The organism is Escherichia sp. MOD1-EC6162 (assembly GCF_002965125.1).
Taxonomy (GTDB): domain Bacteria; phylum Pseudomonadota; class Gammaproteobacteria; order Enterobacterales; family Enterobacteriaceae; genus Escherichia; species Escherichia marmotae.
Genome location: NZ_PTSB01000016.1, coordinates 1 through 14,208 on the forward strand (window position 1 = coordinate 1; position 14,208 = coordinate 14,208).

Annotated in this window: 13 protein-coding genes, 1 rRNA gene and 1 pseudogene; 10 read left to right on the forward strand and 5 right to left on the reverse strand. The window is 47.9% G+C overall.

The genetic code is table 11. From position 1 onward, the window contains the following. Positions 1–24 precede the first annotated feature (24 nt). Positions 25–140 (forward strand): 5S ribosomal RNA (gene rrf, locus A9587_RS14385). 112 nt (positions 141–252) lie between these two features. Here rrf and A9587_RS14390 read toward each other — a convergent pair. From A9587_RS14390 to mobA, 3 genes are all read right to left on the reverse strand, one after another. Continuing rightward, a complete protein-coding gene (locus A9587_RS14390) occupies positions 253–1,461 on the reverse strand; it encodes an IS256 family transposase (RefSeq protein WP_105281923.1) in 1,209 nt (402 codons plus the stop codon). Between the two features lie 105 nt (positions 1,462–1,566). Beyond that, on the reverse strand, positions 1,567–2,094 hold the full coding sequence (gene mobB / locus A9587_RS14395) for a molybdopterin-guanine dinucleotide biosynthesis protein MobB (RefSeq protein ID WP_016249360.1): 528 nt from the start codon (positions 2,092–2,094) through the stop codon (positions 1,567–1,569). Continuing rightward, complete coding sequence (gene mobA / locus A9587_RS14400) at positions 2,076–2,660, reverse strand: molybdenum cofactor guanylyltransferase MobA (protein WP_016262679.1); 585 nt, start codon at positions 2,658–2,660, stop codon at positions 2,076–2,078. Before mobA ends, mobB begins: the two co-directional genes overlap by 19 nt. A 69-nt stretch (positions 2,661–2,729) precedes the next feature. On the opposite strand from mobA, the gene A9587_RS14405 reads away from it, so the two are divergent. The 4 genes from A9587_RS14405 to A9587_RS14420 all read left to right on the forward strand — a co-directional run bounded on the left by A9587_RS14405 (position 2,730) and on the right by A9587_RS14420 (position 6,289). Next, positions 2,730–2,999, forward strand: coding sequence for a YihD family protein (locus A9587_RS14405; RefSeq protein WP_001295263.1), 270 nt, complete (start codon positions 2,730–2,732; stop codon positions 2,997–2,999). A 76-nt stretch (positions 3,000–3,075) separates the two neighbouring features. Further along, complete coding sequence (srkA, locus tag A9587_RS14410; protein WP_001065532.1) at positions 3,076–4,062, forward strand: stress response kinase SrkA; 987 nt, start codon at positions 3,076–3,078, stop codon at positions 4,060–4,062. A gap of 16 nt (positions 4,063–4,078) precedes the next feature. Continuing rightward, positions 4,079–4,705 (forward strand): thiol:disulfide interchange protein DsbA, encoded by a 627-nt coding sequence (gene dsbA / locus A9587_RS14415; RefSeq protein WP_000725337.1) that lies wholly within the window; start codon positions 4,079–4,081, stop codon positions 4,703–4,705. Between the two features lie 153 nt (positions 4,706–4,858). Further along, a complete protein-coding gene (locus A9587_RS14420; protein WP_105224733.1) occupies positions 4,859–6,289 on the forward strand; it encodes a DUF945 family protein in 1,431 nt (476 codons plus the stop codon). Between the two features lie 40 nt (positions 6,290–6,329). On the opposite strand, the gene A9587_RS14425 is transcribed toward A9587_RS14420, so the two are convergent. Then, the gene (locus A9587_RS14425; RefSeq protein WP_016249356.1) at positions 6,330–7,262 is read right to left on the reverse strand and encodes an acyltransferase; all 933 of its coding nucleotides are present in this window, start codon (positions 7,260–7,262) and stop codon (positions 6,330–6,332) included. Positions 7,263–7,625: 363 nt separating this feature from the next. Here A9587_RS14425 and polA point away from each other — a divergent pair, with 363 nt between their 5' ends. Both polA and A9587_RS25680 read left to right on the forward strand, forming a co-directional pair. Continuing rightward, positions 7,626–10,412, forward strand: a complete 2,787-nt coding sequence (gene polA, locus A9587_RS14435; RefSeq protein ID WP_016249355.1) for a DNA polymerase I — start codon at positions 7,626–7,628, stop codon at positions 10,410–10,412. Between the two features lie 165 nt (positions 10,413–10,577). Further along, on the forward strand, positions 10,578–10,625 hold the full coding sequence (locus A9587_RS25680; RefSeq protein ID WP_071892919.1) for a spot 42 RNA, inhibition of DNA synthesis: 48 nt from the start codon (positions 10,578–10,580) through the stop codon (positions 10,623–10,625). A gap of 186 nt (positions 10,626–10,811) precedes the next feature. On the opposite strand, the gene yihA is transcribed toward A9587_RS25680, so the two are convergent. Then, entirely contained in the window at positions 10,812–11,444 is a 633-nt protein-coding gene (gene yihA / locus A9587_RS14440) for a ribosome biogenesis GTP-binding protein YihA/YsxC (RefSeq protein WP_001517354.1), read from the reverse strand. Positions 11,445–11,677: 233 nt separating this feature from the next. On the opposite strand from yihA, the pseudogene A9587_RS14450 reads away from it, so the two are divergent. The 3 genes and pseudogenes from A9587_RS14450 (at position 11,678) to hemN (ending at position 14,095) form a co-directional block, all read left to right on the forward strand. Beyond that, positions 11,678–11,905: pseudogene (locus A9587_RS14450) on the forward strand (hypothetical protein). A gap of 118 nt (positions 11,906–12,023) precedes the next feature. Further along, a complete protein-coding gene (gene yihI, locus A9587_RS14455) occupies positions 12,024–12,533 on the forward strand; it encodes a Der GTPase-activating protein YihI (RefSeq protein WP_001517353.1) in 510 nt (169 codons plus the stop codon). A 188-nt stretch (positions 12,534–12,721) separates the two neighbouring features. Beyond that, a complete protein-coding gene (gene hemN, locus A9587_RS14460) occupies positions 12,722–14,095 on the forward strand; it encodes an oxygen-independent coproporphyrinogen III oxidase (protein WP_001517352.1) in 1,374 nt (457 codons plus the stop codon). The last annotated feature ends 113 nt before the right edge of the window (positions 14,096–14,208 follow it).

A 14,208-nucleotide genomic window follows, 5' to 3' on the forward strand; every position in this document is an offset into this window, starting at 1 on the left:
AAGCGGGTTAATAAACAGAATTTGCCTGGCGGAGATAGCGCGGTGGTCCCACCTGACCCCATGCCGAACTCAGAAGTGAAACGCCGTAGCGCCGATGGTAGTGTGGGGTCTCCCCATGCGAGAGTAGGGAACTGCCAGGCATCAAATAAAGCGAAAGGCCATCCGTAAGGATGGCCTTTTTGCGCTGGTGCGGAAAAAATGCCGGATGCAACGTTTGCGAGCCTGTTTAGGATTCTGTGTAAATGCCTTTTCTCAGAAGTGACCGTCCAGGCGGTCACCGAACTCGATAATAAAGCGGCTCATTGCCATTCGCCAGTCCTTCAACGGCATCGTCCATTTCTGGGACGCAGACTGGATTGCCAGCCACACCACTTTTTTCACCGAGTCGTCTGTCGGGAACACTTTACGCTTTTTGATCGCATGGCGGATCACGCTGTTTAGCGACTCGATGGCATTCGTCGTATAGATCACTTTGCGGATGTCCGTTGGATAAGCGAAGAACGTGGCAAGATTCGGCCAGTTAGCCTGCCAGCTTCGGCTTATCTGAGGATAGCGACAGTCCCAGGCCGCAGCGAACGCTTCCAGTGCCTGCTGGCCTGCCTCTTCCGTGGGAGCCTGATAAATCGCTTTCAGGTCGCGAGTGACGGCTTTGTAGTCCTTCCATGACACGAAGCGCAGGCTGTTGCGCACCATATGCACGATGCATAACTGGATGCGGGCCTTCGGATATACTGTGTTGATGGCATCCGGGAAGCCTTTCAGGCCATCCACACAGGCGATGAGGATATCGTTCAGACCGCGGTTTTTCAGTCCAGTCAGCACATTGAGCCAGAACTTCGCCCCTTCATTTTCGGCCAGCCACATACCTGGCAGTTCTTTCTGACCTTCGATATTGATGCCCAGTGCCAGGAACACCGATTTGTTGATGACGCGACTGTCCTGCCGAACTTTCAGGACGATACAGTCAAGATAAACAATGGGGTAAACAGCATCCAGTGGTCGGTTTTGCCATTCTACAACCTGCTCCATCACGGCATCGGTAACCTTTGATATCAGTGCCGGTGAAACATCTGCGTCATACAGTTCTTTGAACGCAGCAGCTATCTCACGGGTGGTCATCCCTTTGGCATACAACGAGAGGATCTGGTTATCCATCCCGGTAATACGGGTCTGATTTTTCTTTACCAGTTGTGGTTCGAAGGTACCGTCACGATCGCGCGGAGTACGCAGTTCCAGTGGCTCGTCGCCTGTGATAACGGTCTTTGTGGAATAACCGTTGCGGAAGTTAGCTCTTGGTCTGGACTGATTTTTCTCATACCCAGGATGGTGTTTCATCTCTGCATTGAGAGCGGCTTCAACGCTGAGCTTTTTCAGCAGCCGATCAAACTGACTGAGGTCTTCAGGGGTTTTGAGGTTTTTGGCCAGTTCGTTAGCCAGAGCCTGTAACTGTTTTTCGTCCATAAATTAACCTTCATTTGATGCTGGATTGAACATATCAAAATCAGGCAATTACACAAATCTATGTACAGGCTCACGTTTGCCACGTCTTATCCGACCTACTCCTGCTTATTCAGCCTGCTGACTCATCCACCCAACAACAAAATCAGCCAGCCCCTCAATATCATTAATGTCCAGTAACGCGACATCAACATTAAGCGGTATATCGCTGGCCACAGCAATGACATGCCTGTCTATCACCAACTCTTCCGGTCGATGTCCGGCCCCATCGCGAAACAGCACAATCTTCGCGATCTCTTCATGTTTGAACCCTTCAACCAGAATCAAATCCAGCTTTGAGTCATCCATCCGGCTTGCGAGAAAATGCAAATCTAGTTCTTCTGCGTTTGGGGTTTCTGTCATCAAAGCCCAACGCTGCTGGCTGGCAACGATGGTTTGTGCCGCTCCGGCCTTGCGTAGCTCATAGCTATCTTTGCCCGGCTTATCAACATCCATATCATGATGCGTATGCTTAATAAGACCCGGACGGATCCCTCGTGCGCACAATGCCGGAATAAGTTTTTTTAACAGTGTGGTTTTGCCGGTGCCACTCCATGCGGCAAAGGCGAGTAAAGGGATTATTGTCTTTCCTGCCATCGGGCAAGCTCCTCTGGCGTATTCACGTTAACAAATGCCTCTTTACGATCGCTGAAATCAACAGCATGACCGCCAGCAAGATTCATAAAGGCCATCACCCGGCGCTCTCCGGAATGCAGATATTCCTGCAATAATGGCTCAATAGTGCGATTTACCAGGGCAATAGTTGGATGATCCCGCTCGCCGTCATGGACCCACACTACAGATGCATCTTTTCGCTGATGATAAAGTCGGGAGGCTAAATCCTGGGGGATATAAGGCGTATCACACGGACAAAACAGAAACCACTCATCAGCTTCTTGCTGCATTACTGAAAGCATTCCCGCCAGAGGGCCTGGGTAATCTGCTAGTGAATCCTCAATTACTTTCAGACCGCTTAATCGGTAGATTTCCTGATGGCGATTGGCATTAACCACAACGTGAGATAACTGCGTCATTAGCGCGTCAGCGACATGCCGCCACAGCGGTTTGCCGTTTAATTCAAGTAATCCTTTATCTACGCCGCCCATGCGTCGGGCTTTACCGCCTGCCAGCACCACGCCTGTTATCGTCGTCATCAGATTCACCGATATCGCCTCTTTTATTGTGGGATTGACCCTGCTAACGTGTCTGTCTCAAGAGTAAGGAGCATCACTATGAAATGTAAACGTCTGAATGAAGTTATTGAACTCCTCCAGCCAGCCTGGCAAAAAGAGCCAGACCTTAACCTGCTGCAATTTTTGCAGAAATTGGCGAAAGAGTCAGGTTTTGACGGCGAACTGGCGGATTTGACGGATGACATTCTAATCTACCACCTGAAAATGCGCGATTCCGCAAAAGATGCGGTGATCCCGGGTTTGCAGAAAGATTATGAAGAAGATTTCAAAACGGCGCTGTTACGCGCACGTGGCGTAATTAAAGAGTAAAAGCTTGTAAGCGGCACCAACAAAATCATTGTGAAATGATATCCTTCATCATTCGTAATGTTTTCCGGATGATGGGATGAACAACAGCGCTTTTACTTTCCAGACACTACACCCGGACACCATCATGGACGCTCTGTTTGAGCAAGGGATCCGGGTGGATTCCGGTCTTACCCCACTTAACAGCTATGAAAACCGAGTCTATCAATTTCAGGACGAAGAGCGTCGACGCTTCGTCGTTAAATTTTATCGTCCTGAACGTTGGACAGCCGACCAAATCCTCGAAGAACATCAATTTGCGTTACAACTGGTAAACGACGAAGTTCCAGTCGCCGCGCCGTTAGCCTATAACGGTCAAACTTTATTGAATCATCAGGGATTTTATTACGCTGTTTTTCCAAGCGTCGGTGGTCGTCAATTCGAAGCCGACAATATTGATCAGATGGAAGCGGTGGGGCGCTATCTGGGGCGGATGCACCAGACGGGGCATAAACAGCTTTTTATCCATCGTCCGACTATTGGCCTGAATGAATATCTTACTGAGCCACGTAAGCTGTTTGAGGACGCCACACTAATACCTTCCGGGTTGAAGACCGCATTCCTGAAAGCGACAGATCAACTGATTGCCGCTGTTACAGCGCATTGGCGGGAAGATTTCACCGTTCTGCGGCTACATGGAGACTGCCACGCTGGAAATATTCTTTGGCGCGATGGTCCGATGTTTGTCGATCTGGATGATGCGCGCAATGGCCCAGCGGTACAGGATCTGTGGATGTTACTCAATGGCGATAAAGCCGAGCAGCGGATGCAATTGGAAACTATTATTGAAGCTTATGAAGAATTTAGCGAGTTCGACACCGCTGAAATCGGACTGATTGAACCTTTACGCGCCATGCGTTTGGTTTATTATCTTGCCTGGCTGATGCGGCGTTGGGCTGATCCCGCGTTCCCGAAAAATTTCCCGTGGTTAACCGGGGAAGATTACTGGCTGCGACAGACGGCGACTTTTATAGAACAGGTAAAAGTTCTACAAGAACCCCCTTTACAATTAACACCTATGTATTAATCGGAGAGAGTAGACAATGAAAAAGATTTGGCTGGCGCTGGCTGGTTTGGTTTTAGCGTTTAGCGCATCGGCGGCGCAGTATGAAGATGGTAAACAGTACACCACCCTGGAAAAACCGGTTGCTGGCGCGCCGCAAGTGCTGGAGTTTTTCTCTTTCTTCTGCCCGCACTGCTATCAGTTTGAAGAAGTTCTGCATATTTCTGATAACGTGAAGAAAAAACTGCCGGAAGGCGTGAAGATGACCAAATACCACGTCAACTTCATGGGTGGAGACCTGGGCAAAGATCTGACTCAGGCCTGGGCAGTGGCGATGGCGCTGGGTGTAGAAGACAAAGTTACTGTTCCGCTGTTTGAAGGCGTACAGAAAACTCAGACCATTCGCTCTGCATCTGATATCCGCGATGTATTTATCAACGCAGGTATTAAAGGTGAAGAGTACGACGCGGCGTGGAACAGTTTTGTCGTTAAATCTCTGGTCGCACAGCAAGAAAAAGCGGCCGCAGATGTGCAATTGCGTGGCGTTCCGGCGATGTTTGTTAACGGTAAATATCAGTTGAACCCGCAGGGTATGGATACCAGCAATATGGATGTTTTCGTTCAGCAATATGCTGACACAGTGAAATATCTGTCTGAGAAAAAATAATTCATTGTGAATTACATAAGGCCCGTGAATACTCGCGGGCTTTTTTATTTTTAAATAAATATAAATACTTTCTGATAATGCGTCCAGTTGCTGGACATTATTTCATCATAAGTGGATATTCAAACTTTTGCTGTTTTATCAGGGAATATCTATATGATACGTAAGTCAGCTACGGGTGTAATTATTGCGTTAGCCGTTATCTGGAGTGGTGGTACATGGTACACTGGCACGCAAATTCAGCCGGGTGTCGAAAAATTTATTAAAGATTTTAACGATGGGAAAAAGAAAGGTGAACATGCCTACGAGATGACGGCAAGCTATGAAAACTTTGGAAAAGGTTTTTTTAATTCCCATTTTCAAATGCTAATTACATTTGATAACGGAGCTCCAGATCTCAATATCAAACCAGGCCAGAAAGTTGCATTTGATGTGGATGTTGAGCACGGCCCGTTTCCCATCACGATGTTAATGCATGGTAATGTCATCCCTGCTCTGGCGGCTGCAAAAGTGAAATTAGTGAATAATGAACTGACACAGTCGCTATTTATCGCTGCGAAAGATAAATCGCCCGTCGAAGCATCATTGCGATTCGCATTTGGTGGCTCATTCTCTACGATATTAGACGTTGCTCCTGCAGAGTATGGTCAGGTATCCTTTGGTGAAGGCCAGTTTACTTTTAGCGGCGATAATAGTTCATTGTCTAACCTGAATATTGAAGGAAAAGTCGAAGATATCACTCTGAACTTATCGCCGATGAATAAAGTAATAGCAAAAACCTTTACTGTGAACTCCCTGACAAGACTGGAAGGAAATAAATTTCCGATTGGTGAAAATGAGTCAAAATTTAATCAGGTCAGCATTATCAATCGTGGTGAAGAGGTTGCCAAAATTGATGCATTCATAGCCAGGACAACGCTTGAGCGTGTTAAAGATAAAGACTTTATCAATGCTAATCTGACTTATGGTATTGAGAAATTAACCAAAGGAAATCAGGCGCTAGGTAGTGGTCAATGGTCGCTGATTGCTGAATCTATCGACCCAACGGCAGTTCGTCAATTTATCATTCAGTACAATATTGCGATGAAGAAGCAGTATGCAGCACACCCTGAGTTAGCTAACGATCAAAATGCGCAAGAAGAAGTGAATGCTGCGTTGTTCAAAGAGTCTTTACCGCTATTACAAAAAAGTGAACCGGTTATTAAATTACCGATTAGTTGGAAAAATACAGTCGGAGAACTTAACGCTAATCTGGATATCAGTATTGCTGATCCTGCTAAATCATCATCGGCCACAAATAAAGATATTAAATCACTCAATTTTGACGTGACTTTACCGCTTAATGTCGTCACTGAAATATCAAAGCAAATTAATTTATCTGAAGGAATGGATGCTGAAAAAGCCCAGAGGCGGGCTGATAAACAAATTAGCGGAATGATGGCGTTAGGTAAGATGTTTCAGTTAATCACCATTGATAACAATATCGCCTCACTGCAACTGCGTTATATGCCAGGTAAAGTTGTTTTCAATGGGCAGGAGATGAGTGAAGAAGAATTTATGTCTCGTGCAGGGCGTTTTATTCATTAAAATGATGCCTCGCCTCTGCTAATTCAGAGGCGAGTAAAACTTACTTATTCTGATGCTGTGATGACATCAGAGATGTCAGAAGCCGGTCTTTTTCCTGCCACAGTGAGTTCAGCCACTGCTGAAAATGGCGTTTAAAACCTTTGTCATTGATATAGTCGCCATGCAACTCTTCAGCAATGGGCTGTAAATCCACATGCACGACAATTCGTGTCAGTTTGCCACTTAACATATCGAAGAATGGTTGGCGATTATTGTCCGGATAACACAGCGTAACGTTGAGTAATTTATCGAATTGTTTACCCAGCACATTCAGTGCCATCGCAATACCGGCAGCTTTTGGCGGCAGAAGATTTTGAAATGCCGAATGGGTTTTTTGATGTTTCTCTTGCGTGAAACGGGAGCCTTCAACAAAATTCACAATAGTGGTGGGATGCCGACGAAACTTCTCGCATGAGCGCCGAGTGGTTTCAACATCTTTACCACGCCGCTCCGGATGACGTAATAAATAAGCGCGGGAATAACGCTTCATAAACGGCATATCCAGTGCCCAACACGCCAGGCCAAGAAAAGGCACCCAGGCAAGTTGCTGTTTGAGGAAATATTTATTCATCGGAATGTGCTTACGAAACAGCACGCACAGTACGACAATATCTGCCCAGCTACGATGATTACAAATAAGTAGATACCAGTTCTTTTTACTTAACCCCTCCAGCCCGTGAACTTCCCATTGCAGGTGTGGGTTAAGGTGCAGCAAACACGCCAATCCTTCACACCAGCAATACATCATAAAATCACAAAAGCGTGAAACCTTTCGCCAAATTACTGGTACAGGTAACAACAGTTTTACGATCCCGGCAATGATGATCGGGACAGAACAAAAAATGGTGACCAAAATGGTCAATACGATACTCAGCAAAAGGGTTATCGTAGCGAGTATTCTCGTCATAATTAATTTATTCAAAAAGTTAGCCATAGACAGTGCGCGAAAGAAGCGCAAGGCGCAGATTTTAGCAGAAAACGATCCAAATAACGGATGATCCTTAAATAGAAAAATAAATCATATCTATCCACATTATAAAAAATCCCTTTTTCTCAATTGTTCGTTGAGGGGATATTTTTAACTTCATGAAAGTAAACGATAAATATTATGCTGTAAAAAGCATGAGAATAAATTAAAAGCGATGTAAATAATTTATGCACAAAGTTATCCACATGGGGATTAGCGAGCGATCCAGAAGATCTACAAAAGATTTTCACGAAAAGCGGTGAAAAACTCATGTTTTTATCCCGTCTGTGGCATCCTTTACCCATAATCTGATAAACAGGCACGGACATTATGGTTCAGATCCCCCAAAACCCACTTATCCTTGTAGATGGTTCATCTTATCTTTATCGCGCATATCACGCGTTTCCGCCGCTGACCAACAGCGCAGGCGAGCCGACCGGTGCGATGTATGGTGTCCTCAACATGCTGCGCAGTCTGATCTTGCAATATAAACCGACGCATGCAGCGGTGGTCTTTGACGCCAAGGGAAAAACCTTTCGTGATGAACTGTTTGAACATTACAAATCACATCGCCCGCCAATGCCGGATGATCTACGAGTGCAAATCGAGCCTCTGCATGCGATGGTTAAAGCGATGGGCTTGCCGCTGCTGGCCGTTTCTGGCGTAGAAGCAGACGATGTTATCGGCACCCTGGCACGCGAAGCAGAAAAAGCCGGTCGCCCGGTACTGATCAGCACCGGTGATAAAGATATGGCGCAACTGGTAACGCCAAATATCACTCTCATCAATACCATGACGAATACGATCCTTGGCCCGGAAGAGGTCGTGAATAAGTACGGTGTACCGCCGGAACTGATTATCGACTTCCTCGCGCTGATGGGCGACTCTTCAGATAACATCCCTGGCGTACCGGGCGTGGGTGAAAAAACCGCGCAGGCACTGCTGCAAGGTCTTGGTGGGCTGGATACGCTGTATGCTGAGCCGGAAAAAATTGCTGGCCTAAGCTTCCGCGGTGCGAAAACAATGGCGGCGAAGCTCGAGCAAAATAAAGAGGTAGCATATCTTTCTTACCAGTTAGCGACGATTAAAACTGATGTTGAGCTGGAGCTGACCTGTGAACAACTGGAAGTGCAGCAACCGGCGGCTGAAGAGTTGTTAGGGCTGTTTAAAAAGTATGAATTCAAACGCTGGGTTGCCGATGTTGAAGCAGGCAAGTGGTTACAGGCCAAAGGGGCGAAACCGGCCACAAAGTCGCAGGAAACCATTGTTGTCGACGAAATGCCGGAAGTGACTGCGACGGTGATTTCTTACGACAATTACGTCACCATCCTTGATGAAAATACGCTGAAAGAATGGATTACGAAGCTGGAAAAAGCGCCGGTATTTGCTTTTGACACCGAAACCGACAGCCTCGATAACGTCTCTGCCAACCTGGTGGGGCTATCTTTCGCCATCGAGCCAGGTGTGGCGGCGTATGTACCGGTTGCTCATGATTATCTCGATGCTCCCGACCAGATCTCTCGCGAGCGCGCCCTCGAACTGCTGAAACCACTGCTGGAAGATGAGAAGGCGCTGAAGGTTGGGCAAAATCTGAAATACGATCGTGGCATTCTGGCGAACTACGGTATTGAGCTGCGTGGAATTGCCTTTGATACCATGCTGGAGTCCTACATTCTCAACAGTGTTGCCGGGCGTCACGACATGGACAGCCTCGCGGACCGTTGGCTGAAGCACAAAACCATTACTTTTGAAGAGATTGCCGGTAAAGGTAAAAATCAACTGACTTTTAACCAGATTGCCCTGGAAGAGGCCGGACGCTATGCCGCCGAAGATGCGGATGTCACCTTGCAGTTGCATCTGAAAATGTGGCCGGATCTGCAAAAACAAAAAGGACCGTTGAACGTCTTTGAAAACATCGAAATGCCTCTGGTGCCGGTGCTTTCGCGCATTGAACGTAACGGTGTGAAGATCGATCCGAAAGTTCTGCACAATCATTCAGAAGAACTCACTCTGCGTCTCGCGGAGCTGGAAAAGAAAGCGCATGAAATTGCTGGTGAAGAATTTAATCTTTCTTCCACCAAGCAGTTACAAACCATTCTGTTTGAAAAACAGGGGATTAAACCGCTGAAGAAAACACCGGGTGGTGCGCCGTCAACGTCGGAAGAGGTGCTGGAAGAGCTGGCACTGGACTATCCATTGCCGAAAGTGATTCTGGAGTACCGCGGTCTGGCGAAGTTGAAATCGACTTACACCGACAAGCTGCCGCTGATGATCAACCCGAAAACCGGGCGCGTGCATACTTCTTATCACCAGGCGGTGACTGCGACAGGGCGCTTGTCGTCAACCGATCCTAACTTGCAAAACATTCCGGTGCGTAACGAGGAAGGTCGCCGTATCCGTCAGGCGTTTATTGCGCCAGAGGATTACGTGATTGTTTCTGCGGACTACTCGCAGATTGAACTGCGCATTATGGCGCATCTCTCACGTGATAAAGGCTTGCTGACCGCCTTCGCAGAAGGAAAAGATATCCACCGGGCAACGGCTGCAGAAGTGTTTGGTTTGCCACTGGAAACCGTCACCAGCGAACAACGCCGTAGCGCGAAAGCGATCAACTTTGGCCTGATTTATGGCATGAGTGCTTTCGGTCTGGCGCGCCAGTTGAACATTCCGCGTAAAGAAGCGCAGAAGTACATGGATCTCTACTTTGAACGCTATCCAGGCGTGTTGGAGTATATGGAACGCACCCGCGCCCAGGCGAAAGAACAGGGTTACGTTGAAACGCTGGACGGACGCCGCCTCTATTTGCCGGATATTAAGTCCAGCAATGGTGCGCGCCGTGCCGCGGCAGAACGTGCAGCAATTAACGCGCCAATGCAGGGCACCGCGGCCGATATCATCAAGCGGGCGATGATTGCCGTTGATGCATGGCTCCAGGCCGAGCAACCGCGTGTGCGTATGATTATGCAGGTACACGATGAACTGGTGTTTGAAGTTCATAAAGATGATCTCGATGTGGTAGCGAAGAAAATCCATCAGTTGATGGAAAACTGTACCCGTCTGGATGTGCCGTTGCTGGTGGAAGTGGGAAGTGGCGAAAACTGGGATCAGGCGCACTAAGATTCGCCTGAGCAAGCCTTTTTTTCGTAAGTAAGCAACATAACTCGCCACATTTTGTGATGACTATTAGAAATTCCTATGCAACAACTGAAAAAAAATTACAAAAAGTGCTTTCTGAACTGAACAAAAAAGAGTAAAGTTACTCGCGTAGGGTACAGAGGTAAGATGTTCTATCTTTCAGACCTTTTACTTCACGTAATCGGATTTGGCTGAATTTTTTAGCCGCCCCAGTCAGTAATGACTGGGGCGTTTTTTATTGTACGAAAGAAAATATCTGTATTGTCTGATTCGCTACGCGTATCAGGTTTATTGTGAATAACAACTTATTGAATTTTCTTCACTTTAAAGGCCGGATAAGGCGTTTATACCGCATCCGGCACCAGCACAAGGGCAAGAAAATTATTCGCCGCTCTGCGCCTCTTCGACAGGCTGCATCTCGCTAAACCAGGTATCCAGCTTCTGACGCAGCTTATCCACACCTTGCTTCTTCAGAGAAGAGAATGTCTCTACCTGCACATCACCGTTAAACGCCAGCACCGCTTCACGCACCATATTCAATTGCGCTTTACGTGCACCGCTTGCCAGTTTGTCCGCTTTGGTCAGTAGCACCAACACGGCGATATTGCTGTCTACCGCCCACTCAATCATCTGCTGATCCAGATCTTTCAGCGGATGGCGAATATCCATCAGTACCACCAGGCCTTGCAGGCTCTGACGTTTTTCCAGGTATTCCCCTAATGCGCGCTGCCATTTACGCTTCATCTCTTCCGGAACTTCTGCGTAGCCATAGCCCGGCAAATCGACCAGACGTTTGCCGTCAGCCACTTCAAACAGGTTGATAAGCTGGGTGCGTCCTGGCGTTTTCGAGGTACGCGCCAGGCTTTTCTGGTTAGTCAGCGTGTTCAGCGCGCTGGATTTCCCTGCGTTGGAACGGCCTGCAAAAGCCACTTCGATTCCGGTATCGGAAGGTAAGTGGCGAATATCAGGCGCACTCATCACAAAATGCGTCTGTTGGTAATTCAAATTAGTCAAAGCGGTCGTCTCCATCAGTCAAAGCGTTGCGGCGATTATACCTGAACCACAATAAAAGACGGATTTTTCGGGGGAGTGGTGTAAGTAAAAACCATATGCTTTGTGAGACATTGCCGATCATTTTTATGCGAAATCGTAGAGAAAATTCTGCGATGCATGTCAAATAGGTCAAAGAAATCAGGTGATTAGTTTTATACAATAATCTGAAAATGAGTAAATACTGATGATAGTTTATTGTTTGTTTGGTGCAGAAGCGTAAAGTAGCACCCATAGAGCGAGGACGCTAACAGGAAGATGACTCAGGATGAGGGTCAGGAGCGCCAGGAGGCGAAGACAGAGGATTGTCAGGAAGACAAACGTCCGGAGACGTAATTAAACGGAAATGGAATCAACACGGAATGTTCTGGCTAATGGAAAAACAGGGTGTGTTGGCGGCCTGCAAGGATTGTAAGACCCGTTAAGGGTTATGAGTCAGGAAAAAAGGCGACAGAGTAATCTGTCGCCTTTTTTCTTTGCTTGCTTTCTGTTAGATTCCGCCGCAAATCTATACTGAATAAAACGGCTAAAAGACGAACTATTATGAAACCATCATCTTCAAACTCACGCAGCAAAGGTCACGCAAAAGCGCGTCGAAAAACACGCGAAGAGCTGGATCAGGAAGCTCGTGACCGCAAGCGTCAGAAAAAACGTCGTGGTCATGCGCCAGGCAGTCGTGCAGCGGGCGGTAGCGCTACATCGGGCAGTAAAGGCCAGAACGCACCGAAAGATCCACGCATTGGCAGTAAAACCCCTATTCCATTGGGTGTGACTGAAAAAGTCACCAAACAGCACAAACCGAAGAGTGAGAAACCTATGCTTTCACCGCAGGCGGAGTTGGAGTTACTGGAAACGGATGAGCGTCTGGATGCGCTGCTGGAACGTCTGGAAGCGGGCGAAACCCTGAGTGCCGAAGAGCAATCCTGGGTTGATGCTAAACTGGATCGAATTGATGAGCTGATGCAGAAACTCGGTCTCTCTTATGACGACGATGAAGAAGAGGAAGAAGACGAGAAGCAAGAAGACATGATGCGTCTGTTGCGAGGCAACTAACGGGTTGCCACTGTGGGCCTTCCCGTTCTGCTGATAACCCTTCCGGTTATATGTTATCTGGTGTGGTTATTCGTTAAACTACAGCGGTTGTCGCGGCGACAAAAGTGGCTGCGCAACCGGTTGATGACCCGAAACGGACATCAGCCGGTACGCCGTAGCCGCCAGAGACGCCATCGGAAGGAGTGAGCATGTCTGTACAGCAAATCGACTGGGACCTGGCCCTGATCCAGAAATATAACTATTCCGGGCCACGATACACCTCGTACCCGACCGCGCTGGAGTTTTCAGAAGACTTCGGTGAACAGGCGTTTTTACAAGCCGTGGCGCGCTACCCTGAGCGTCCCTTATCTCTCTACGTGCATATCCCGTTCTGCCACAAGCTTTGCTATTTCTGTGGCTGCAATAAAATTGTGACTCGCCAGCAGCATAAAGCCGACCAATACCTGGACGCGCTGGAGCAAGAAATCGTTCATCGTGCGCCACTGTTTGCCGGACGTAAAGTCAGCCAGTTGCACTGGGGTGGCGGTACGCCGACGTACCTGAACAAAGCGCAAATTAGCCGTCTGATGAATCTGTTGCGGGAAAACTTCCAGTTTAATACTGATGCGGAAATCTCGATCGAAGTTGATCCGCGTGAAATTGAACTGGATGTCCTCGATCATTTACGTGCCGAAGGCTTTAACCGCCTGAGCATGGGTGTGCAGGACTTCAACAAAGAAGTGCAACGTCTGGTCAACCGTGAGCAGGATGAAGAGTTCATCTTTGCCCTGCTTAACCATGCGCGTGAGATCGGCTTTACCTCCACCAACATTGACCTCATTTACGGCCTGCCGAAACAGACGCCGGAGAGTTTCGCTTTTACCCTGAAACGCGTGGCGGAACTGAACCCTGATCGTCTGAGCGTCTTTAACTACGCGCATCTGCCGACCATTTTTGCTGCTCAACGTAAAATCAAAGATGCTGACCTGCCGAGTCCGCAGCAAAAACTGGATATCCTGCAGGAAACCATCGCCTTCCTGACGCAATCGGGCTATCAGTTCATTGGTATGGATCACTTTGCCCGCCCGGATGATGAGCTGGCGGAGGCCCAGCGTGAAGGCGTGCTGCATCGCAACTTCCAGGGTTACACCACCCAGGGCGATACCGATCTGTTGGGAATGGGCGTCTCTGCCATCAGTATGATTGGCGATTGCTATGCGCAGAACCAGAAAGAGCTGAAGCGTTACTATCAGCAGGTAGATGAGCAAGGCAATGCGCTGTGGCGCGGTATTGCGTTAACGCGCGATGACTGTATTCGCCGTGATGTAATTAAGTCGCTGATCTGCAACTTCCGTCTGGATTACGCCCCCGTTGAACAGCAGTGGGATTTAAACTTCGCTGATTATTTTGCGGAAGACCTCAAGCTGCTCGCCCCATTAGCAAAAGACGGGCTGGTGGATGTCGATGAGAAGGGAATTCAGGTGACAGCGAAAGGTCGTTTGCTGATCCGCAACATTTGCATGTGCTTTGATACTTATTTGCGCCAGAAAGCGCGAATGCAGCAGTTCTCGCGGGTGATTTAAATGTTGAATGGCGCTTCGTTTACAACGGTGATAAACGAAAGCGCCATCAATTGACTGAGAACAAAACTGCCTGATGCGCTACGCTTATCAGGCCAACAAAACCTGTTTTTGTA

What these genes read in the sequence shown, in the direction of transcription:
- A9587_RS14390 (WP_105281923.1), bottom strand. Translation starts at nt 1,461, where the DNA reads ATGGACGAAAAACAGTTACAGGCTCTGGCTAACGAACTGGCCAAAAAC.
- mobB (WP_016249360.1), bottom strand. Translation starts at nt 2,094, where the DNA reads ATGGCAGGAAAGACAATAATCCCTTTACTCGCCTTTGCCGCATGGAGT.
- A9587_RS14405 (WP_001295263.1), top strand. Translation starts at nt 2,730, where the DNA reads ATGAAATGTAAACGTCTGAATGAAGTTATTGAACTCCTCCAGCCAGCC.
- srkA (WP_001065532.1), top strand. Translation starts at nt 3,076, where the DNA reads ATGAACAACAGCGCTTTTACTTTCCAGACACTACACCCGGACACCATC.
- dsbA (WP_000725337.1), top strand. Translation starts at nt 4,079, where the DNA reads ATGAAAAAGATTTGGCTGGCGCTGGCTGGTTTGGTTTTAGCGTTTAGC.
- A9587_RS14420 (WP_105224733.1), top strand. Translation starts at nt 4,859, where the DNA reads ATGATACGTAAGTCAGCTACGGGTGTAATTATTGCGTTAGCCGTTATC.
- A9587_RS14425 (WP_016249356.1), bottom strand. Translation starts at nt 7,262, where the DNA reads ATGGCTAACTTTTTGAATAAATTAATTATGACGAGAATACTCGCTACG.
- polA (WP_016249355.1), top strand. Translation starts at nt 7,626, where the DNA reads ATGGTTCAGATCCCCCAAAACCCACTTATCCTTGTAGATGGTTCATCT.
- yihI (WP_001517353.1), top strand. Translation starts at nt 12,024, where the DNA reads ATGAAACCATCATCTTCAAACTCACGCAGCAAAGGTCACGCAAAAGCG.
- hemN (WP_001517352.1), top strand. Translation starts at nt 12,722, where the DNA reads ATGTCTGTACAGCAAATCGACTGGGACCTGGCCCTGATCCAGAAATAT.